A 20,820-nucleotide genomic window follows, 5' to 3' on the forward strand; every position below is an offset into this window, starting at 1 on the left:
GCCGGTTGGTTCCGTGAAACGTGAACGCAATGAACTTAACTTTCTCTGCGTACATAAGAGTGACCGGCATCACCGCGGAACCTAGCATCGAATCACCAAGTCAGTCTTGCTGATCATTTTCATGAGAAGAGGAACACCATGCGCCAGATCCGCGCATTGCGAATTGCCGCCGTCGCCGCCGGCATCGCCCTGATGGCCACCGGCTGCGGGGCCACCGGAAAGAGCTCCACCGGTTCGGAAAGCTCCGGCGCTGCCGCCGGACCCATTACCGGACTGCAGATCATGGTCCCCAACACGCCGGGCGGCGGCTATGACACCACCGCCCGCGCAGCAGCGAAGGTCCTCGACGACGAGAAGATCTCCACCAACACCGAGGTCTTCAACCTCGCCGGCGCCGGCGGCACCGTTGGCCTGGCCCGCGTGGTGAACGAAAAGGGCAACGGGGACCTCACCATGCTGATGGGCCTTGGCGTGGTGGGCGCGAGCTACACCAACAAGTCCGAGTCAAAGCTGACCGAGACCACCCCGCTGGCCCGGCTCATCGAGGAACCCGGCGCCATCATGGTCAGCAAGGATTCCCCGTACAAGACCATCGATGACCTCGTGAAGGCCTGGAAGGCCGATCCCGCGTCCATCTCCGTAGGCGGCGGCTCCTCCCCCGGCGGCCCGGACCACTTGCTCCCCATGCAGCTCGCGGGCGCCGTGGGCATCGATGCCACCAAGGTCAACTACGTCGCTTACGACGGCGGCGGCGACCTGCTCCCGGCGATCCTGGGCAACAAGCTTGGCTTCGCGGCCTCCGGTGCAGGCGAATACCTGCAGCAGATCCAGTCCGGTGAAGTGCGGGTCCTGGCCACCAGCGGTGACAAGCGGCTGGAGGGCGTGGATGCTCCCACGCTGAAGGAATCCAACATCGACCTCGTGTTCACCAACTGGCGCGGCGTCGTGGCCCCTCCGGGCATCAGCGACGAGGACAAGACCAAGCTGATTGCCGCCCTTGAGAAGATGCACGGCACCGAGGGCTGGAAGGAAGCGCTGAAGACGCACAGCTGGACCGACGCCTTCATCACCGGCGACGAGTTCAAGTCCTTCCTCACCGAGCAGGACAAGCGGGTGGCGGATGTGCTGACCAAGCTTGGGTTGGCGTGAGCTCCCTGACCACAGGCCTTAAAGGCCGCGCCGAGCTGGGAGTTGCACTCCTGCTCGGCGCGGCCGGCGTCCTGGTCTTCGTGGACGCCAACCGCCTGGTAACCCCGTATTCCCAATCCGATCCGGTCGGTCCCAAAACCGTTCCCTACATCGTGGCCGGCCTGCTGGTGGTCTGCGCCATCCTGCTGGCCATCAACGTGCTCCGGGGCGGCCAGGGCGAAGCCGAAGGCGGCGAAGACGTGGACCTCACCCACCCCGCCGACTGGAAGACCGTCCTGCCCCTGGCCGGCGCTTTTATCCTGAACATCCTGCTCATCGACTGGGCCGGATGGGTCATCTCCGGCACTGCCCTGTTCTGGGGCTCCGTCCTGGCCCTCGGGAGCAGGCACTACATCCGCGACGGGATCATCTCCGTGGCCCTGTCCCTGCTGACCTTCTACGGCTTCTACCTCGGCCTCGGCATCGCACTGCCCGCCGGACTCCTGGAAGGAATCCTTTAATGGACGTCTGGTCCTCCCTGATGGACGGTTTCGCCACCGCCCTGACTCCCATGAATTTCCTCTACGCCGTGATCGGCGTCATCCTGGGCACCGCCGTCGGCGTCCTCCCCGGGCTCGGCCCGGCCATGACCGTGGCACTGCTGCTACCGGTCACGTACGCACTGGAACCCACCAGCGCGTTCATTATGTTCGCGGGCATCTACTACGGCGGCATGTACGGCGGCTCCACCACCTCCATCCTGCTGAACACGCCAGGCGAATCGTCGTCAGTGGTGACGGCGATCGAGGGCAACAAAATGGCCAAAGCCGGACGGGCCGCCCAGGCGCTCGCGACGGCGGCAATCGGCTCGTTCGTTGCCGGTACCATCGGCACCGCCCTGCTGGCAGTCTGCGCACCGATCGTGGTCCAGTTCGCCGTCAGCCTGGGCGCCCCCAGCTACTTCGCCATCATGGTCCTGGCATTGCTGGCTGTCACCGCGGTCCTGGGGTCGTCCCGGCTCCGCGGCTTTGCCTCGCTGGCGCTCGGCCTGGCCATCGGCCTCGTGGGCATCGACTCCGTGACCGGACAGCGCCGCCTGACCTTCGGCCAGCCGTTGCTTGCCGACGGCCTGGACATCGTGGTGGTGGCAGTTGCCATCTTCGCCGTGGGCGAGGCCCTATGGGTGGCGGCCCATCTGCGCCGCACCCCGCTGCACGCTATCCCGGTGGGACAACCCTGGATGGGCAAATCGGACTGGAAGCGTTCCTGGAAGCCATGGCTTCGCGGAACCGCGTTCGGCTTCCCGTTCGGCGCCCTTCCCGCCGGTGGTGCGGAGATCCCCACTTTCCTCTCCTACGTCACGGAAAAGCGCCTCAGCAAGCATCCGGAAGAGTTCGGCAAGGGTGCGATCGAAGGCGTCGCCGGCCCTGAGGCAGCCAACAACGCTGCCGCCGCCGGCACGCTGACTCCAATGCTGGCCCTCGGCCTGCCCACCAACGCCACCGCAGCCGTGATGCTTGCAGCCTTCACCTCCTACGGCATCCAGCCTGGCCCTCAGCTGTTTTCGAGCCAGGGACCGCTGGTGTGGGCACTGATCGCAAGCCTCTTCATCGGCAACTTCCTGCTCCTGATCATCAACCTGCCACTGGCACCCCTGTGGGCCAAGCTCCTGCAGCTGCCCCGGCCGTACCTGTACGCAGGCATCTTGTTCTTCGCCACCCTGGGCGCATACTCGGTTAACCTGCAGTCATTCGACCTGGCGATCCTGCTGGTCCTCGGCGCACTCGGGTTCATGATGCGGCGCTTCGGACTGCCCGTCCTGCCCCTGATCCTGGGCGTAATCCTGGGCCCGCGCATCGAAGGCCAGCTCCGGAAGACCCTGCAGCTCAGCGCCGGTGATCCGGCCGGGCTCCTCAGCGAGCCGATCGCCATCGTTGTTTACATCATCGTTGCGCTCATCCTGCTGTGGCCGCTGCTCTTCAAGCTGATCCGGCGGAGCCGCCCGGCAAGGGCGAGGGCAACCGCAGTGCCCGCAGCTCCAGCCGCTCCGTCAGGAAGCTCCGCAGCCGCAAAACCGCCAGTCGCGGAGGATCACCCGGTCCACTCAGCCGGCCCTGCCCACCGGGACAATGAAGCCGTCCACGCAGACAAGAAGGAGCAACCATGACCATCGTTGTGGGATACGTCCCGACCCCCGAGGGTGAAGCAGCCCTGACCCAGGCGATCACCGAAGCACGTAAGAACAATACGAGACTGTTGGTCATCAACTCGTCCAAGGGCGACGCGCTGGTGGACAACCGCTACGTCCAGGAGCCGGAGATCCAGAGCATTGAGGACCGCCTGGCCACCCAGGGCATCGACCACGTGATCAAGCAGCCGGTCCGTGGCCACGATGCCGCCGCCGAGGTCCTGGATGCCGCGGAGGAGACCAACGCCGAGCTGATTGTGATCGGCCTGCGGCGCCGGACCCCGGTAGGCAAGCTCATTATGGGCAGCGTGTCCCAGCGGATCCTGCTGGAGGCGGATTGTCCGGTCCTGGCGGTGAAGGCGGGCTAGCTGGACTGAAGCTGTTCCGGTGACTGCTGCTCCGGCACCGCACCTGGCAGGCCTGCCCGGTACAGTTCCTGGCGCTGGCGTCCGAGGCCTTCAACCTCAACCTCGACGACGTCCCCCGGCTGCAGGTACGGGAAGCGGCCGCTGAGCGCAACACCTTCTGGAGTCCCGGTGATGATCACATCACCGGGCTCCAGCTGCATGTACTGGCTGCAGTGGTGGACCAGGGTGGCGGCGTCGAAAATGATGCCGGAGGTGGACGAGTCCTGCCGGCGTTCGCCGTTGACCCAGCTGCGCAGGCGCAGGTTGCCGGCGTGAATCTCCTCCGCCGCAACCAGCCACGGACCAAGCGGCGTGGAACCGGGCAGGGACTTCCCCTTGGTCCATTGGCCCGCCGCTCCGGGAATCTGGTATTCACGCTCGGAGAAGTCGTTGGCGGCGAGATAACCGGCGATGCAGTCCCTGGCTGCCTCCACGGACTCCAGGTAGCTGGCCTCCTTGCCGATCACTACGCCCAACTCCACCTCCCAGTCGTATTTGCTGGACCGGGGCGGAATGGGGGCGGGGTCGTACGGCCCGGTCACGGTGTTGGTCGGCTTGAGGAACACCACAGGAATCTCAGGCGGCGCGGAGCCTGACTCAGCCGCATGGGCAGCGTAGTTCATGCCGATGCCCACCACTGCTCCGGGACGGGCCACCGGAGCGCCGATGCGCAGGCCCGCTGCTCCGTCCAGGACCGGCAAAACGCCCGCCTCCAAAGCGTCCCGCACCTTCCCGAAACCTCCTCCGGCCAGGAAGGCACCGTCAACGTCCCCGGTCAGGGGCAGCAGGCTGAAGTACTCTTCGTTCCCCTCTCCGTCCGATGCCAGGACGGCCGGCTGCTCCTTGCCGATTTCCCCGAGGCGCATAATCTTCATAGGGATTTCCTTCTGTTTGACGTCCCGTTATAAGTGCTTACACCTATGGTGTCGGAGGCCGGAGGGAGTTCGCCACCGCGCCGATTGTGACTGCGCCTGCAGAGGCCATCGCCGCCCGCCTGTTTGCGCCGGGCGCCTATGGCTCTCGCACAAACAAAGTCCCCACCCTGCAGCACGCAGGGCGGGGACTTTGGTTTGCAGTACCGCAAAACTATCAGCCGCGGCGCACCTGAACGCCGTCGGACTTCAAAAAGAGCTGCTTCTCAGTCGGACCAGCCGGTACAAGCCAGAGGACGTTGCCGCTCTGGGATACTTCTTCCACCTCCCCGGTGGCTACAACATGCGCCTGCTTGATGATCTCGACGTGTTCCCCGGCCTGGAGGGCCCTCCAGTCGGAAACGACGGCGGAATGGGCATTGCGCCTTGATAGGACTGCCCCACGTGCTTTCATGTGAACTTCTACCCCTTTGTATATGTTCTTCCGCCACAGCCTCTTTGATGTGACTTTCACTACACCTTCAGTTCTACTACACTCCCCGTCCGCCCGATGTCCGTGTCGTCGGAAATTTCACCAGGCGGACGGTTAGCGCTTTGAGACTGAAGATTCTTCCGCTTTACGCGAGGTGGCCGACGGCGGATTCGGCTGCCCTGCGTACCTCTCCTTCAGCGACCAGCCGGTCAGCCGCCTCCAGTTCCGGCGACAGGAAGCGGTCCGTCCCGGGGCCGTCCACCACACCGCGGAGGGCAGCGACGACGGCGCCACCCACGGGCCCGGGGGTCAGCACGCCGCCCGAGAGCTGCGTGCGGATGTCCAGGGCCCTGGCGGAGGTCACCAGTTCGATGGCCAGGACGCGGCGCAGGTTCTCCACTGCCTTCCGCAGTTTGCGGGCAGCGTGCCACCCCATGGAGACGTGGTCCTCCTGCATGGCCGAACTCGGAATGGAGTCAACGGAGGCCGGGACAGCAAGCCGCTTGTTATCGGACACCAGGCCGGCCTGGGTGTACTGGGCGATCATCAGGCCGGAATCCACACCGGGATCAGCCGCCAGGAATGCGGGGAGGCCATGGGAGCGGGCCGGATCCAGCATCCGGTCCGTCCGCCGCTCGGCTATCGAGCTCAGGTCCGCGACGGCGATGGCCAGGAAATCCAGGACGTATGCCACCGGGGCGCCGTGGAAGTTGCCGTTCGAGCTTACCCGCCCATCGGGCAGGACCACCGGGTTGTCGATAGCGGCGGCCAGTTCGCGGGAGGCCACCAGCTCTGCGTGGTCAACGGTATCGCGGACAGCGCCCGCCACCTGCGGGGCGCAGCGGAGCGAGTAGGCGTCCTGCACCCGCGAGTCCCCCACTTTATGGGAGGCCACGATCGGCGAGTTGGACAGTACGCGGAGCATGTTGTCGGCGCTGGCGGCCTGCCCGGGGTGGGGACGCAATGCGGCATGCAGCTCCGGAAGGAACACCTGGTCGGTGCCCAGCAGGGCCTCGACGCTGAGCGCGGCGGTGATGTCCGCCGTCGTCAGCAGCTGGCGAAGGTCGGCGATGGCCATGAGGAGCATGCCCAGCATGCCCTCAGTGCCGTTGACCAGTGCCAGGCCTTCTTTTTCGGCGAGCGTGACGGGCTCGATGCCATGGTCGGCGAGGAGTTCGGCGACGGACGGTCGGCCGGGTACGCCGTAGGGTTCGCCGTCGGGGCCTTCGGCCTGGCCCTCACCCATGAGCACCAGGGCGCAGTGGGACAGCGGGGCGAGGTCACCGGAGCAGCCGAGCGATCCGAACTCGCGGACCAGCGGCGTGATTCCGGCGTTGAGTACATCCACCATGGTCTGCAGGACTACGGGACGGACGCCCGTGCGGCCGGAGGCGAGGGTCTTGGCGCGCAGGAACATGATGCCGCGCACCACTTCGCGTTCCACGGCCGGGCCCATGCCGGCGGCGTGGCTCCGGATCAGGCTCTTCTGGAGCTGGGTGCGCAGTTCGTTGGGGATGTGTCGGTTGGCCAGCGCGCCGAAGCCGGTGGAGATGCCGTAGGCCGGGACCTCACTGGACGCGAGGTCGTCGATGTGGGCGCGGACCTTGGCAACCGTTTCGAGGGCTTCCTCGGAGAGTGCCACCTTGGCATTGTGGCGTGCGACGGCGACGACGTCCTCGGGCGTGACCCCGCTGGAGCCGAGGGTGACGGTGAGCGGTTCGTGGGTTATGGCAGTCATTTGAAGTTCCTTGTTGAGGGGTTTCCATCGATTGCTCCGTAGATGCCCTTTCCAGAGCTCAAAACGGCGGTTACGGAGCAATCGATGAGAGATCAGGCCTGGGTTAGCGGGACTCTTGCATGGGGATGCGGACGCCTCGTTCTTCGGCGACGTCGAGGGCGCGGTCATAGCCGGCGTCGGCGTGGCGGATGACGCCCATGCCGGGGTCGTTGGTGAGGAGGCGTTCGAGCTTCTGCGCCGCGAGGTCGGTGCCGTCGGCGACCGAGACCTGGCCGGCGTGGATGGACCGGCCGATGCCTACCCCGCCGCCGTGGTGCAGCGAGACCCAGGTGGCACCGGAAGCGGTGTTGAGCAGGGCGTTGAGCATGGGCCAGTCGGCGATGGGATCGGAACCGTCGGCCATGGCCTCAGTTTCGCGGTAGGGGGAAGCGACGGAGCCGGAATCAAGGTGGTCGCGGCCGATCACGATGGGTGCCTTGACCTTGCCTTCCTTGACCAGCTGGTTGAACAGGAGTCCGGCCTTGGCGCGTTCGCCGTAACCCAGCCAGCAGATCCTCGCCGGCAGTCCCTCGAATTCAACGCGTTCCTGCGCGGCGTCGATCCAGCGGTGCAGGTGCTTGTTCTCCGGGAAGAGTTCCTTGATGGCCTCATCAGTGACCCGGATATCCTCGGGATCGCCGGAGAGCGCCACCCAGCGGAACGGGCCCAGGCCTTCACAGAACAGCGGGCGGATGTAGGCGGGAACGAAGCCGGGGAACTCGAAGGCCCGGGTGTAGCCACCCTTGCGGGCTTCGTCGCGGATGGAGTTGCCGTAGTCGAAGACCTCGGCGCCGGCGTCCTGGAATTCGACCATGGCCTGGACGTGCTTTGCCATGGAGGCCTGGGCCTTCTTGGTGAAGCCTTCAGGATCGGCTTCTGCCTCGCGGTGCCATTCGTCCACGGAGATGCCTTCGGGCAGGTAGGACAGCGGATCGTGGGCGCTGGTCTGGTCGGTGACGATGTCCACGGTGAGTTCGCCGGCCTTGTGGCGGCGCAGGATCTCGGGGAACACTTCGGCGGCGTTGCCCACGTAGCCCACGGACCAGCCGCGGCGCTCTTCCTTGGCCGCCAGGACCTTGGCGATGGCGGCGTCGAGATCGGTTTCCACTTCGTCGAGGTAGCGCTTGCCGGCCCGGCGACGGAGGCGGGTCTCGTCGACGTCGACGATCAGGCACGCGCCGTCGTTCAGCGTGACGGCCAGCGGCTGCGCCCCGCCCATGCCGCCGCAGCCGCCGGTGAGGGTCAGGGTGCCGGCCAGTGTGCCGTTCTCGTCGCCGGTGAGCTTGCGGGCGATTGCCGCGAAGGTCTCGAAGGTGCCCTGCAGGATGCCCTGGGTGCCGATGTAGATCCAGGAGCCGGCGGTCATCTGGCCGTACATCATCAGGCCCTCGGCCTCGAGCCGGCGGAATTCGGGCCAGGTGGCCCAGTCTCCGACGAGGTTGGAGTTGGCCAGCAGCACGCGCGGTGCCCATTCGTTGGTGCGGAACACACCCACGGGCTTGCCGGACTGGACCAGGAGCGTCTCGTCCTTTTCCATCGTTTCGAGGGTGCGGGTGATGGCGTCGAACGCGGCCCAGGACCGGACAGCGCGGCCGGTGCCGCCGTAAACCACCAAGTCATCCGGGCGCTCGGCCACCTCGGGGTCCAGGTTGTTCATCAGCATGCGCAGCGGGGCTTCGGTCTGCCAGGACTTCGCGGTGAGCGCGGTGCCGCGGGCAGCTTTGACCGGGCGGGCACCGGTGGTGAAATCGGCGGGTGCCATGGTGGCTCCTATTCGTTGGTGTCTGTGGTTTGAAAGAAGTTCTGTATCAACTAAAACCCTTGGGAACGGGGCTTCACAGGGGTTTCCGATGGGTGCTGTCCGGTATTCCAGACGTCCGCCCGCCCGCACGTTGCGCTATCACTATTGGTTGCCAAAAGGCCCGGATGACGACCAGAAGTGATAGGGCAACGTGCGGGGTAGGCGCTACTTGCCGGGGCGGCCGTGGAGTCGGAGCGAGAGTTCGTCGGCGGCTTTTTGGACGCGGCCGGCAAGCACCGGCCATTCCTCCGCGGGCACCTTGTCCTCGAGGAACGTCACGGCGACTGCCGCCGTCGGCCACCCCAGGTGGTCTGTCACGGCGGCGGCGATGGAGCCGAAGCCGGGGGTCACTTCGCCGTGTTCGGTGGCGTAGCCGCGCTGCCGGACCTGGTCCAGGTGGGAAGACAGCGCCGAATACTTCATGATGGCGCCCTGCACTTCGTGCCGGGCCGTGAAGGCGGCGGCGTTGGGGTACAACGCGCGCACCTGGGATTTGGGCAGCGCGGCCAGGATGGCCCGGCCGCTGGCGGTGAGGTGGCTGGGCAGCCTGACGCCGACGTCGGTCACCAGGGACGGGCGGTTCTTGGCCCGCTCCTCCACGATATACAGCACGTCCCGGCCATGGAGCACGGCCAGGTGGGCGCTCTCCCCGAGGACATCCACGAGGCTCGCAAGCAGGGGCCGGCCGAGCCGGGACAGCGGCTCCTGGCGGGAGTACGCGGAACTGAGTTCGAAGGCGCTGATGCCGAGCCCGTACCGCTGTTCCTCGTGCAGGTGCAGCACGAACCCGTTCGCCTCCATCACACCAAGAAGGTGGTAGACGCTGGACCGGGGCAGGCCAAGGGTGGAGGCAATTTGTGACGCCGCCATCGGTCCCCTGCGGGAAGCCAGCAATTTGAGGATGCGCAGCGTGTTTTCGGCAGCGGGGACCTTTGACGCCGCCTTTGAAGCCGCTTTTGGCTCGACCCCGGCCTGCGGCCTCGCTTCGGTAGCTAACACCGGACCCTCCTTCGGATGTGGTTCTGAATCCCGGCGCTATCCGGGATCCCGTACTTAAGCATGCGTCCTCCTGCTCCTCCGGACGCGCAGGAGGTGGCACCCGTTGTCTCTAATACCAGACAACTGCCGGCTACCGGACCCCGGGTCAAAAGTTGGATCAGGAACAACCAAAGACAGGAAACAGCAGATCGTCTGGCATGAAAGACACCAAGCCCCCGTGAGGCTCATCACGCCGTGCCCGGAAGTGGTCTGCTGGTTACCGGCCCACCTCCCAAAGACGAGAAGGTATTTGTATGCAACCAGCACCAACCCCAACCAGGAACGATAGCGCCGCCGAAAGGCAGACCCCCGCTGCCGCCGTCGGAAGCGTCCTGAACCGGGGGCTGAACGTGCGCCACATCCGGTTCATGGCCCTGGGCTCGGCGATCGGCACAGGGCTCTTTTACGGCTCAGCCTCCGCGATCCAGAAAGCCGGCCCGGCCGTCCTGCTCGCCTACATCATCGGCGGCGCTGCGGTATTCATGGTGATGCGCGCGCTGGGCGAAATGGCCGTGCGCCATCCGGTCTCCGGCTCCTTCGGCCAGTACGCCAGCCGCTACCTTGGCCCGCTGGCCGGCTTTGTCACGGGCTGGACGTACGTTTTCGAAATGGCCATCGTGGCCATCGCAGACGTCACGGCGTTCAGTATCTACATGGGTTTTTGGTTCCCGCAGGTGGAGCGCTGGGTGTGGATCCTGGCGATCATTTTCTTCCTGGCCGCACTGAACCTGCTGAGCGTGAAGGTCTTCGGCGAACTTGAGTTCTGGTTCTCACTCATCAAGGTCGCGGCAATCATCGCCATGATCGCGGGCGGCGCGGCCATCATCACCTTCGGCTTCCAGGCTGCCGGTTCCACTGTCACGCCCGGCCTGGGCAACCTCGTGGAGCACGGCGGGTTCTTCCCATTCGGCTTCGAAGGACTGCTGGCTTCCTTCGCTGTGGTGATGTTCGCGTTCGGCGGGATCGAGACCCTGGGCATCACCGCCGGCGAGGCCGCCGATCCCAAAAAGGTGATCCCCAAGGCAGTCAACACCGTCCCCGTCCGCGTCCTGCTGTTCTACGTCCTCACCCTGGGTGTGCTCATGAGCCTCTTTCCCTGGAATGAAATCGGCAGCAGCGGCAGCCCCTTCGTGCAGATCTTCAGCGGACTGGGCATCCCGGCCGCCCCGCACATCCTGAACGCCGTGGTGATCACCGCAGCACTCTCCGCCATCAACAGCGATATCTTCGGCGCCGGACGCATCCTCTTTGGGCTCTCCCGCCAGGGCCACGCCCCCGCCGCTTTCGGCAAGGTGTCCCGGCACGGCGTGCCCTGGATGACGGTGGTGATGATGGCGGCGATCCTCCTGGTGGGTGTGGTCCTGAACGCTGTCATCCCCGAGGACGTCTTCATCCTCATCGCATCGATCGCAACGTTTGCCACCGTGTGGGTCTGGGTGATGATCCTTGCTTCCCACGTAGCCATGAAGCGCGAAATTGCGCGAAGCGGCCTGCCGGCGTCGGAATTCCCTTCGCCCTGGTGGCCTGCAGCCTCGGTCCTGACCATTGCCTTTATGGCGCTGGTGATCGCCGTCCTCGGCGCCTTTGAAGACACCAGGATCGCCCTCTATGTGGGCGGTGCGTGGCTGGCGCTTCTCGTCCTTGCGTACCGTGTGTGGATCAAGGGTGACGGACGACGGCGGGCCGAACTGGTGGACGAAACGTCACCACTGCCGGTGGTTGCCACGGCAGGGGCAGGTTCGCGGGCTGCGAACGCGGTGCCCGGACGGGACTGAGTCACGCCGGCTGCATCCCGCCGGCTGCGTCCGGCAAACCGGGTCCCGCGAACCGGGTCCAAGGGCAGGGAGCCCCAGGCAGTGCCCGGTGCTCCCTTCCGGGGTTAGGATCAGGCATGGTTCCACTGTCCAACCTGATGGCGTTTGCCCTGGCAGCGGTGATCCTCATCGCAGTTCCCGGCCCAAGCGTCCTGTTCGTGATCGGCCGGTCCCTGGCCCTCGGCTGGAAGGGCGGCGTCCTTACCGTACTGGGAAACGCGACCGGGCAGTTGGTGCAGGTTGCAGCGGTGGCACTCGGCGTTGGCCTTGTGGTGGCCCAGTCCGTGGTCCTGTTCAACACGGTAAAGCTGGCGGGCGCCGCGTACGTTATTTACCTGGGCATCAAGGCCATCCGGCACCGGCGGGACCTTAGCTCGCCCGGCCACCGGCCCGTTGACCCGCGGCCCCTGCGCCTGGTGGCTGAGGGCCTGGTGGTGGGTGCCACCAATCCGAAATCGGTGGTGTTCTTCGTCGCCGTGCTGCCGCAGTTTGTCGATTACCCGGCCGGCGCGATTCCGTTCCAACTGGCGCTGCTGGGCCTGGTCTTCCTGCTGATAGCGCTGGTTTCGGACAGCCTCTGGGCCGTAGCCGCCGGTTCGGCCCGGCAGTGGTTTGCCCGCTCGCCCCGCCGGATTTCGGCCATAGAGGCAACCGGCGGGGCGCTGATGATCGGCCTGGGCGGCACCCTGGCCCTGACAGGAACCAAGTCCTAGCTGCCCGGCCCGGATGGCCGGGCAGCCAGGCGTGCCAGCAAGGTCAGGCAGAGGCGGCGGCGGTCTTTACAGCCTCGCCCAGGGAAGTGGCCGGGCGGCCTATCAGTTTGCGCAGGTCCCCGCTGCTGACCAGGAGGTCGCCGCGGGCAATGCCGAGATCCGAGTCGGCGAGGATGTCGGCGAACGCCGCCGGCACGCCAAAGCCGGCCAGCATTCCGGCGTATTCCTGTGCCGGGAGGTCCTGGTAGGAGATGTGCTTTCCTGCGGCGGCGGTGATCTCGGCAGCCAGCTCCGCCATGCTGAACGGCTCGTCGCCGCCCAGCTCGTAAATCCTGCCGGCCTGCCCGTCGGCAACCAGGACAGCGGCAGCCGCGTGGGCGTAGTCGGCACGGGACGCCGCGCTGACGCGTCCCTCCCCCGCACTTCCGGCGATGGCGCCCTGGGCAAGCGTTCCTGCCAGCTGGTCCGTGTAGTTCTCCAGGTACCAGCCGTTGCGCAGGAGGACGAAAGGAACACCGGATTCCCGCAGGATGGCTTCCGTTGCCCGGTGCTCGGCAGCAAGCTTCATTTCCGTGGTGTCCGCGTTGGCGATGCTGGTGTAGCCGAGCAATTCCACACCCTCCGCCTTGGCGGCCTCGATAACGGTGCGGTGCTGCTCAACCCGCTGGCCCACCTCACTGCCGGAAATGAGGAGGACTTTAGTGGCGCCCTTCAGCGCCTCGGCCACCGAGGCGGGATCCGCGTAATCCATGGCCTTGACCTGGACGCCGCGCTCCGCGAAGTCTGCGAGTCTCCCAATCGAGCGCCCGGCGGCCACGATCTCCTGCGCGGGAACATTGCGCTCCAGCAGTGCCTGGACTACGTGGCGGCCCAGCTGGCCGGTTGCTCCGGTAATAACGATGCTCATGATGTGCCTTCCGTTCGGGTTTGTTCATGGGGCACAACCACGGTGCACGGCAGATGCTTCCCGAAAGAGAGTACGCACTTTAAGGTAAGGTACTGACATGGAAGTGAGTACTGCCAATCCCGGGCATTCCGCACTCCTTCCCGCGGCGCTGGCCGACGGCGTTTTCCCGGCCGGATGCCCCAGCCGGACAGTGTTGGACCACATCACCAGCAAATGGGGAGTGTTGATCCTCCTGGCGTTGTCAGAGCGTGAGCAGCGGTGGAGCGAACTGCGCAGGCGGGCCGAGGGCATCAGTGAAAAGATGCTGGCCCAGACCCTCAAGACCCTCGAGCGTGACGGCCTGGTCAGCCGCAAAGCCCAGCCTGTCATTCCGCCGCGGGTGGATTACAGCCTGACTGAGCGCGGCTATGAACTGAGCGGCCTGCTGGTTCCGCTGGTCGCCTGGGCGTTCGAGAACGCCGAAGAGATCGTCAACGGCCAGCGCTGATTGTCAGCGACCAGCGCCGATCCGGCCGCAAGGACACTCGAACCATGGCAGGTGCAGAAGCAAGTATGCCTGCCCTCAAAAAGCGGGTACATGTTACTGGTGTTACTGGTGTGAATAGCGCCTAGCTTTGGCGTAAGGTGCCAACCGGAATGGGAGGGCCGCCCTCTGCTGGGAGCGTTCCGGTTACCTGCACCGCCAGTGGGCAGCTGCGCTGCCGCCCGCAAGGAGTTGGTTCGCATGGTCAGAGCGTTCGTGAACGACCCGGCAGGCATGGGCCGGCCCATCAGCCTCGCTACTGCCGCGGGGAAGGCATGGAATCGGGCAAGGTCCGCCCTGGCGCCGAGGTCACCCTACAAGATCGGGGAAGCTGTGGTGGGGGACGATCCGTTCAGCGGCCGGATCGAGGGAATAGTGGTGTTCCGGGAGAGAAACTCCGTGGGCGTGAAAACCGCCCACGGAGTGGTGTTCTGCGACCACCGGCAGCTCCGGCAGCTGGATTGAGTTCCTACCGCGCCGACCAGCCGCCGTCCATGGTGTAGCTGGCTCCGGTGACCATGCCGGCGTGGTCGGAGGCCAGCCAACCAACCAGGGACGCGATTTCCTCGGGCTCCACCAGGCGCTTGATGGCCGACTCCGTGAGCATCACCTTCGCCAGCACCTCCGATTCGGGAATGCCGTGTACCTGGGCCTGGTCCGCGATCTGCTTCTCCACAAGCGCGGTGCGGACGTAGCCGGGGTTGATGCAGTTGGACGTCACGCCGTGGTCGCCGCCTTCGAGCGCCGTCACCTTGCTCAGCCCTTCCAGGCCGTGCTTCGCCGAAACGTAGGCGCTCTTGAACGGCGAGGCACGGATCCCGTGCACGGACGAGATGTTGATGATGCGCCCGAACCCGTTGGTGTACATGTGTGGCAGGGCGGCCCGGATCAGCAGGAACGGCGCCTCCAGCATTAAGGCGATGATGCGGCGGAACTGCACCGGATCGAACTCCTCGATGGGGCTGATGCGCTGGATCCCGGCGTTGTTCACCAGGATGTCGCAGTCCAGGCTCAGGGTGGCGAGCGAGTCCACGTCCAGCAGGTCAACCGCCCAGGAGGTGCCCCCCACCTGGTCCGCGAGGGCCGCGGCACCGGCGGCGTCGACGTCGGCCACCACCACTTTCGCACCGCGTGCGGCAAGTTCACGCACGCATGCTGCGCCGATTCCGCTGGCTCCGCCGGTGACCAGCGCCTTGCGTCCGTTCAAAGTATTTTCCATTGCAGTTCCTTTGCGCTCGTCCATCAGGGTGTCCAGCCGCCTCGGCAGCTCATCGGATCCTGGCGGGCAGGGATACGCCGTAGCAGCGCATCCGGGTGGGGAACAATCCGGCCATGACGGCGGGCTGGCCGGCGTACATCAACGCATGCAGGCTCATGGGGGTCTCTCCTTGGTGTCCACGATGACACGTGCCGTGGTTGCCGGCACTTACTGGCTTCCCTGAGTATTGCTGCACGAACACGGACCATCAATGCCCAATCGGGCACGAAGTATGTGCAGAATTGCAGACATGAAAGCGAACCCGGACGACTTGCTGGTCCTCCTCGCCGTGTCCCGTTCGGCTAAATTTACGACGGCGGCACAGGCCTTGGGACTCAACCACACCACCGTGTCACGGCGGATCGCCGCACTGGAGAAGTCGCTCGGCGGCAGGGTCCTGGCCCGGGCCACCGGGGGCTGGGAGCTGACCGACCTCGGTGCCCGGGCGGTGCAGGTCGCCGAACAGGTGGAGGCTGCGGTGGGCACGCTGGGAGCTTCGGGACAGGCACCCGACCCCATCACTGGCGTCGTCCGCATGACGGCCACCGACGGGTTCAGCGCCTACATCGCAGCTCCCGCCGTGGCTCGGCTTCGGCGCGCCCATCCGGGGCTGAGCGTCGAGGTGGTCACCATGACCCGCCGGGCGCTGCAGCAGCGCTCCGGGCTGGACATCGAAGTGGTGGTGGGCGAACCGCAGGTGCATCGGGCCGAGGCCGTGCGGCTGGGCGAGTACATGCTGGGGATGTACGCCTCCCGTGCCTACCTGGCCGAGCATGGAACGCCGGCCACCGTGGAGGACCTCAACCAGCACCCCCTGGTCTATTTCGTGGACTCCATGCTGCAGGTGGACGACCTGGACGCACCCCGCCGGTTGGTCCCCGCCATGCGCGACGGCCTGACCTCCACTAACGTCTTTGTCCACGTGGAAGCAACCCGCGCCGGAGCCGGGATCGGTTTCCTGCCCTGTTTTATGGGCGACCTGCACGAGGACCTGGTCCGCCTGCTGCCCACGGAGATCGCCGAACTGCTGCCCTACTGGATGGTGCTGCGGCCGGACTCACTCCGCCGTCCGGCGGTGGCTGCCGTGGTGCACGCGCTGCGCAAGCAGATGGCGGAGCACCGGAATTGGCTGCTGGGGCGGGGCCCCGGAACGTGAACTACTCCCCCGGCGGGTCGTGGCGGACTGCTGAGCCGGCAGCGAAGGCCCGGACCTGGTCGTCGTCCCAGAGGTGGGCCGGCGCGGCTCCGCCCAGCAGGCGGCGGTGCAGCTGGGGGTCGTCGCCGAAGGGCACGTCGCTGCCGGCCATCACCATGTTTCCGTAGCGGCGGCCCTTGAGCATGGCGGGGTCCGCGATGATCACGGTGTATTTGAAGGCAGCGGCGATGGTGGCGGCGTCCTCGCGGGCGTTCCTAAGATCGGGGGCGTCGCCGGAGTTCACTACGTAGAGCCCGCCGGGAGCCAGGACGCGCTTGACGTGCTGGTTGAACTCCGCCGTGGTCAGTGGACGCGGAGTGAGGGAGCCGGCGAAGACGTCACGGATGATGAAGTCCCGCGTTTCAGGGGTTAGCGTTTCCGTGACCTCGCGGGCCTCCCCCATCCGCAGGCGCAGCAGCGGCGCTTTGGGCAGATCGAACCAGCCCCGCACATACTCCGCCAGCTTGCCGTCCAGCTCCACCACCACTTGCCGGGCTTCGGGGTAGACGGCGTGGAAGTAGCGGGCCAGCGAGCAGGCGCCGCCGCCCAGGTGCAGGCCGCGGAGCTTGTGCCTGGTGCCGGAAACGCCCGACGCCGGCCAGCGCGACTCGATGAGCGCCGCCATCCAACGCATGTACTCGAAGTCCAAAAACAGCGGGTCCGCAAGGTCGATGTGCGAGCTCATCACACCGTTGATCTTCAGGAGCCAGCCGGTGGAGTTGTCCTGGTCCGCGATCAGCTCGCAGTCGCCGGTGTCGATGTAGTACACGCCTTCAACGGGTCCGCTGGGCCGGGAACCTGCAGGTACCTCCACCACGCCGGCGACCGCGCGGATGCTGTTCCGGCCTCCTGACCTTCCGCGTTTTGCCATTACCCGTGCCGCAATTCAGTCATGCTTCAACCTTAGTTGCCGGGCACGGCCCCTTCGCCCTCGCGGATCCGCTTCACCACGGCGCTGGTGGACCGCTCGGCCACGTAGTCCAGGATGGCTACCCGCCCGCCGTATTCCTCCACAGCGGGTGTCTCGGCCAGCATTTCCGGCGTGTAGTCCCCGCCCTTTGCGTAGACCTCGGGCCGGAGCTGCCGGATCAGCGGCGCCGCCGTGGGGGTATCGAACACGGTGACGTAGTCCACGCAGCTCAGGGCTGCCACCACTGCGGCGCGGTCCGCCATCGAGTTGATGGGCCGGCCGGCGCCCTTGAGTGCGCGTACGGAATCATCGCTGTTGAGTGCCACCACCAGGACGTCGCCCAACTGCTTTGCCTGGTTGAGGTAGCGGGTATGGCCGCTGTGCAGTACGTCGAAGCAGCCGTTGGTGAGCACAATGCGCTGGCCCTGCGACCGGTGCAGCTCCAGCTGCCGTTCCAGTTCGTCGGCACCCAGTGCAGTGTCGGCGAACGCCTTCAGGTAACGGCTGAGCTGGCCCGTGCTGCAAACGGAAGTACCAGGCTGGTGCACCACCACGTCCGCGGCCGACTGGGCAAGGTCCAGGCTCGCCGTCAGCGGCAACCCGGCCGAGCGCGCCAGCGTCAGCGCCGCCACGAACGTATCGCCGGCACCGGACGCCTGCTTTTCAGCTGCGGGGCGGGCCCACGTCCGGTGGGTGGCGCCGTCGGGCCTCAACAGCACCGTGCCGTCACGGTCCAGGGTGACCACCACGGCAGCCGCGCCTGTGGCTTCCAGCAGCGCCTCAGCATGCCGGCTGACCGTTTCCGCGCGGTCCTGGCCATCCGGAAGCCGGAGGTCCAGCATCCGCGCCGCTTCCTGCGCGTTGGGCGTCACCAGGTCCGGGTGGAGCGGTGCCCAGGGACGGGGATCATGCGAGTCAACCACCAGCAGCGGACGTTCCGCACCGGGAACGGTCCCAGCTCCCAGCGCTTCGATCAAACCGATGCGGACGGGGTCGGCCAGTACGCCGTTGCCGTAGTCGCACACCAGCACAGCGTCCTGGCGTTCGACGGCGGCACGCACCGACGCAGCGAGCCCGGCCAGCGCCTCGGCCGGCACCGTTGTGGCGGAGTCGTCGAGGCGGAGCATCACCTGGCCGCCGCTGCTGATCCGGATCTTGGTGGTGGTCACCATGTCCGGGTGGCTGTGCAGATGCGTCACATCGATGCCTGCGGCGACAAGCTGGCCGCGCAGGTCCACACCGGCGTCGTCCGTTCCGATAATCCCGGCCACGGAGACGCGGGCGCCGAGGGCCGCCAGGTTCATGGCAGTGTTGGCCGCCCCGCCGGGAACTGATTCACGGGCCTGGATATCCACCACAGGAGCGGGGGCTTCCCGGCACAGCCGTTCGATGCTGCCGCTCCACCAACCGTCCAGCATCAGGTCCCCGATCACCAGGATGGCGGGTTCTTCCGCTGCCAGCCGCCCGGGCAACCACTCGGACAGCGCGCGCTGGCTCGAAAGGTCCACGGAGGCCGGGTCCATCGGCAGGTTCTCCGGGTGCAGGCTCATGACCCGTCCCCTTCCCCGGCCGCTGATTCCTCAACGCCCGCAAGCTCCTCGCGCGCCGCAGCTGCTCCATAGGAAACGGCCGGCGGCGCGGCAATGTGCACCACTTTCACCCGGCTGAACTCGTCCAGCAGCTCCGGGCCGTAACCGAAGCCGGCGCCGCTTTCGCCGCGGGGCTGGGCCGCACCGCCGGGGGCGCCGCCGAACACCTCGTTGACCTTGACGGTGCCCACGGGGAGGGCGGCCACCGCCTGCTGGATGTGCGCGATGTTGCTGCTCAGGACCGTGGCGGCCAGCCCATACCTGCCGCTGCACGCGAGCCGCAGGCCGTCGTCGAACGATTTCACCACCTGCACCGGAGCGACCGGCCCGAAGGTCTCCTCGGTCATGATCTGCATCCGATCGGTGCAGCCGAGCAGGACGGTGGTGGGGTAGAAGGAGCCTGGCCCCTCAGGCAGGGCACCGCCCTCCACGGCGTGGGCGCCCTGGCCGAGTGCGTCGGCCACCTGGGCGTGGACCTCGTCCCGCATGCGGAGATCCACCAGCGGGGCCACGCTTCCGTTGTTGTTCCGGAGCGCTGCTTCGGCTTCCAGGGCCCTGCAGAACTCCGGTGCGATGTCCTCATGGACGTAGATCCGCTCCACTGCCACGCAGATCTGACCGCTGTTGCTGAAGGCGCCGATGGCTGCCTGTTCAGCGGCCCACACCGGATCAACATCGCGGTCCACCAGCAACGGATCGTTGCCGCCGTTCTCCCTGATGACGTGGGCGCCCGTGAGCGCCCCGGCCCTGGCGATCCGGGTGCCGGCAGCGCTTGAACCGACGTGTGCGATCACGTCCACCTCGGACTGGGCCAGGAGCGCGCCCACACCGGCGCCGCCGGAAAGGGTCTGGAACACCCCGGGCGGAAAGGCGGGAGCCAGGACTTCGCCCAGTGCCTCACCCAGCCGCGGGCATCGCTCGCTGGGCTTGTGCACGGCGGTGTTGCCGGTCACCAGCGCGGCCCCGATCAGGCCGCACGCCACCGCAACGGGGTCGTTCCAAGGGGTGAGCAGGACGGCTACTCCCCGGGGTTCGGCTACTGTGTAGTCGGCGGCGAGCCGGTTGCCGCGCAGGCTGTGGCCACGGTGGACAGGGCCCAGTTCCGCGTACTGCTCCAGCGTTGAAACCCCGGCGCCGATGCCGCCGAGCGAGTCCTCCACCGGCTTGCCCGTTTCGCTGAAGTTCAGTTCCGCGAGCTCCCTGGCTGCCGCCGCCAGTGCTTTGGCTGCTTTCCGGAGGGCGGCCCCGCGCTCTGCCGGGGCAGTGGAGGCCCAGTCCGCAGCTGCGCTCCGGGCCACCTCTACGGCGTGGGTCACTGCAGCCGGTTCGGCTTCCGGCACTGTCCACAAAACCTCGCCGGTCCGTGGATTCCGGATGGTGATGCCGTTGTCAGTTTCCCCCGGCTGTGCCGTGGAGTCCTGTGCGGTGGAATCCGGTGCGGTGGTGTCTATTGCAGTGGTGTCTGTTGCGGTGCTGGGCATGATGTTCCTCCCGTCGGTTCCGGCCTGGACTTTTGGCTTTAGGGCCAGGAGCCCTCTTCCTCGTGGCAGATCAGCATTTCGCGGACTTCGCAGCCGGTGGGCTGGGACAGTGCAAAAAGGATGGCCTGCGCGGTGTTGGCGGGGTCGTTAAGCCGTGAATCGTCCTGCGGCTTGTACTGCTCCGTGCGGTCGTCGAAGAAGCGCGTCTTCATACCGCCGGGGATCATGGTGGTCACGCCGATTTCGCCGCCGGTCTCAGCGGCCAGCGCGTGGCTGAACCCCACCACGCCGAACTTGGACGCGCAGTACGCGGTGGCGTCTGCCACGGCACGCTTGCCAAGCGTGGAGGCTACGGTCACCACACGGCCGTGCGAGGACTTGAGGTATGGCAGGGCCGCACGCACCACGGAGACGGTACCCATCAGGTTGACCCCAATGACCTTCTCCCATTCAGTGGCCTCCACGTCGGCCAGCTTGCCGCACCGGTCGATGCCCGCCGCCGTCACCACCGCCTCCAGCCCGCCGAGGGATTCGGCGGCTTCCTTGACGGCGGCCTCGACGGCGAGCCGGTCCGAGACGTCCACTTCGAAAGCCTTCACGGCCGAGACGTTGCTGATGTCGCGGTCCAGCACCACGGGGGTGCCGCCTGCCTTTAGGACGGCGTCGACGACGGCGGCCCCCAGTCCGGAGGCACCTCCGGTCACGAGCACGCGTCCGGGTGATTTCGAATCTGCAGTCATGGTGTTC

Annotated in this window: 20 protein-coding genes; 9 read left to right on the plus strand and 11 right to left on the minus strand. The window is 66.5% G+C overall.

Annotated features, from left to right (window positions below):
- Positions 1–138 precede the first annotated feature (138 nt).
- From AC5RVY_RS06850 to AC5RVY_RS06865, 4 genes are read left to right on the plus strand one after another with little or no spacing between them, the layout of a single operon-like run.
- On the plus strand, positions 139–1,149 hold the full coding sequence (locus AC5RVY_RS06850) for a Bug family tripartite tricarboxylate transporter substrate binding protein (RefSeq protein ID WP_493953952.1): 1,011 nt from the start codon (positions 139–141) through the stop codon (positions 1,147–1,149).
- Positions 1,146–1,649, plus strand: coding sequence for a tripartite tricarboxylate transporter TctB family protein (locus AC5RVY_RS06855; RefSeq protein ID WP_493953953.1), 504 nt, complete (start codon positions 1,146–1,148; stop codon positions 1,647–1,649). Before AC5RVY_RS06850 ends, AC5RVY_RS06855 begins: the two co-directional genes overlap by 4 nt.
- Complete coding sequence (locus AC5RVY_RS06860; protein WP_493953954.1) at positions 1,649–3,295, plus strand: tripartite tricarboxylate transporter permease; 1,647 nt, start codon at positions 1,649–1,651, stop codon at positions 3,293–3,295. The genes AC5RVY_RS06855 and AC5RVY_RS06860 overlap by 1 nt, the downstream gene beginning before the upstream one ends.
- Positions 3,292–3,684 (plus strand): universal stress protein, encoded by a 393-nt coding sequence (locus AC5RVY_RS06865; RefSeq protein WP_493953955.1) that lies wholly within the window; start codon positions 3,292–3,294, stop codon positions 3,682–3,684. Before AC5RVY_RS06860 ends, AC5RVY_RS06865 begins: the two co-directional genes overlap by 4 nt.
- Here the strand turns inward: AC5RVY_RS06865 and AC5RVY_RS06870 are convergent.
- The 5 genes from AC5RVY_RS06870 to AC5RVY_RS06890 form a co-directional block, all read right to left on the minus strand.
- Positions 3,681–4,598 (minus strand): fumarylacetoacetate hydrolase family protein, encoded by a 918-nt coding sequence (locus AC5RVY_RS06870; protein WP_493953956.1) that lies wholly within the window; start codon positions 4,596–4,598, stop codon positions 3,681–3,683. The two genes, AC5RVY_RS06865 and AC5RVY_RS06870, sit on opposite strands and share 4 nt — an antisense overlap.
- Before the next feature lie 214 nt (positions 4,599–4,812).
- Positions 4,813–5,049, minus strand: coding sequence for a hypothetical protein (locus tag AC5RVY_RS06875; RefSeq protein WP_493954269.1), 237 nt, complete (start codon positions 5,047–5,049; stop codon positions 4,813–4,815).
- Between the two features lie 163 nt (positions 5,050–5,212).
- Entirely contained in the window at positions 5,213–6,805 is a 1,593-nt protein-coding gene (hutH, locus tag AC5RVY_RS06880) for a histidine ammonia-lyase (RefSeq protein ID WP_493953957.1), read from the minus strand.
- Between the two features lie 103 nt (positions 6,806–6,908).
- Positions 6,909–8,606: a urocanate hydratase gene (gene hutU, locus AC5RVY_RS06885; RefSeq protein ID WP_493953958.1), complete on the minus strand. Its 1,698-nt coding sequence runs from the start codon at positions 8,604–8,606 to the stop codon at positions 6,909–6,911.
- Positions 8,607–8,810: 204 nt separating this feature from the next.
- Complete coding sequence (locus AC5RVY_RS06890) at positions 8,811–9,644, minus strand: IclR family transcriptional regulator (RefSeq protein ID WP_493953959.1); 834 nt, start codon at positions 9,642–9,644, stop codon at positions 8,811–8,813.
- 293 nt (positions 9,645–9,937) lie between these two features.
- Between AC5RVY_RS06890 and AC5RVY_RS06895 the strand changes: the two genes are divergently transcribed.
- A complete protein-coding gene (locus AC5RVY_RS06895) occupies positions 9,938–11,458 on the plus strand; it encodes an amino acid permease (RefSeq protein ID WP_493953960.1) in 1,521 nt (506 codons plus the stop codon).
- 116 nt (positions 11,459–11,574) lie between these two features.
- Positions 11,575–12,210, plus strand: a complete 636-nt coding sequence (locus AC5RVY_RS06900; RefSeq protein ID WP_493953961.1) for a LysE family translocator — start codon at positions 11,575–11,577, stop codon at positions 12,208–12,210.
- A 43-nt stretch (positions 12,211–12,253) separates the two neighbouring features.
- On the opposite strand, the gene AC5RVY_RS06905 is transcribed toward AC5RVY_RS06900, so the two are convergent.
- Complete coding sequence (locus tag AC5RVY_RS06905) at positions 12,254–13,117, minus strand: SDR family oxidoreductase (protein ID WP_493953962.1); 864 nt, start codon at positions 13,115–13,117, stop codon at positions 12,254–12,256.
- Positions 13,118–13,214: 97 nt separating this feature from the next.
- Between AC5RVY_RS06905 and AC5RVY_RS06910 the strand changes: the two genes are divergently transcribed.
- Positions 13,215–13,604 carry a winged helix-turn-helix transcriptional regulator gene (locus AC5RVY_RS06910; protein ID WP_493953963.1) on the plus strand — a complete coding sequence of 130 codons (390 nt, stop codon included), beginning with the start codon at positions 13,215–13,217 and terminating at the stop codon, positions 13,602–13,604.
- Between the two features lie 237 nt (positions 13,605–13,841).
- Positions 13,842–14,105 carry a hypothetical protein gene (locus AC5RVY_RS06915; RefSeq protein WP_493953964.1) on the plus strand — a complete coding sequence of 88 codons (264 nt, stop codon included), beginning with the start codon at positions 13,842–13,844 and terminating at the stop codon, positions 14,103–14,105.
- A gap of 4 nt (positions 14,106–14,109) precedes the next feature.
- Here AC5RVY_RS06915 and AC5RVY_RS06920 read toward each other — a convergent pair whose 3' ends face one another.
- Entirely contained in the window at positions 14,110–14,859 is a 750-nt protein-coding gene (locus tag AC5RVY_RS06920) for a 3-hydroxybutyrate dehydrogenase (protein ID WP_493953965.1), read from the minus strand.
- A gap of 289 nt (positions 14,860–15,148) precedes the next feature.
- On the opposite strand from AC5RVY_RS06920, the gene AC5RVY_RS06925 reads away from it, so the two are divergent.
- A complete protein-coding gene (locus AC5RVY_RS06925; RefSeq protein WP_493953966.1) occupies positions 15,149–16,054 on the plus strand; it encodes a LysR family transcriptional regulator in 906 nt (301 codons plus the stop codon).
- A 1-nt stretch (position 16,055) separates the two neighbouring features.
- Here the strand turns inward: AC5RVY_RS06925 and AC5RVY_RS06930 are convergent, their stop codons facing one another.
- Genes AC5RVY_RS06930 through AC5RVY_RS06945 form a run of 4 tightly spaced genes read right to left on the minus strand, consistent with a single transcriptional unit; the run spans position 16,056 to position 20,813 of the window.
- Complete coding sequence (locus AC5RVY_RS06930; RefSeq protein WP_493953967.1) at positions 16,056–16,964, minus strand: spermidine synthase; 909 nt, start codon at positions 16,962–16,964, stop codon at positions 16,056–16,058.
- Positions 16,965–16,996: 32 nt separating this feature from the next.
- Positions 16,997–18,553, minus strand: coding sequence for a D-glycero-beta-D-manno-heptose 1-phosphate adenylyltransferase (rfaE2, locus tag AC5RVY_RS06935; protein ID WP_493953968.1), 1,557 nt, complete (start codon positions 18,551–18,553; stop codon positions 16,997–16,999).
- Positions 18,550–20,073, minus strand: a complete 1,524-nt coding sequence (locus AC5RVY_RS06940; RefSeq protein WP_493953969.1) for an aldehyde dehydrogenase family protein — start codon at positions 20,071–20,073, stop codon at positions 18,550–18,552. Before AC5RVY_RS06940 ends, rfaE2 begins: the two co-directional genes overlap by 4 nt.
- Before the next feature lie 38 nt (positions 20,074–20,111).
- Entirely contained in the window at positions 20,112–20,813 is a 702-nt protein-coding gene (locus AC5RVY_RS06945) for an SDR family oxidoreductase (RefSeq protein ID WP_493953970.1), read from the minus strand.
- Between the last annotated feature and the right edge of the window lie 7 nt (positions 20,814–20,820).

Source organism: Arthrobacter sp. Ha26 (assembly GCF_059091705.1).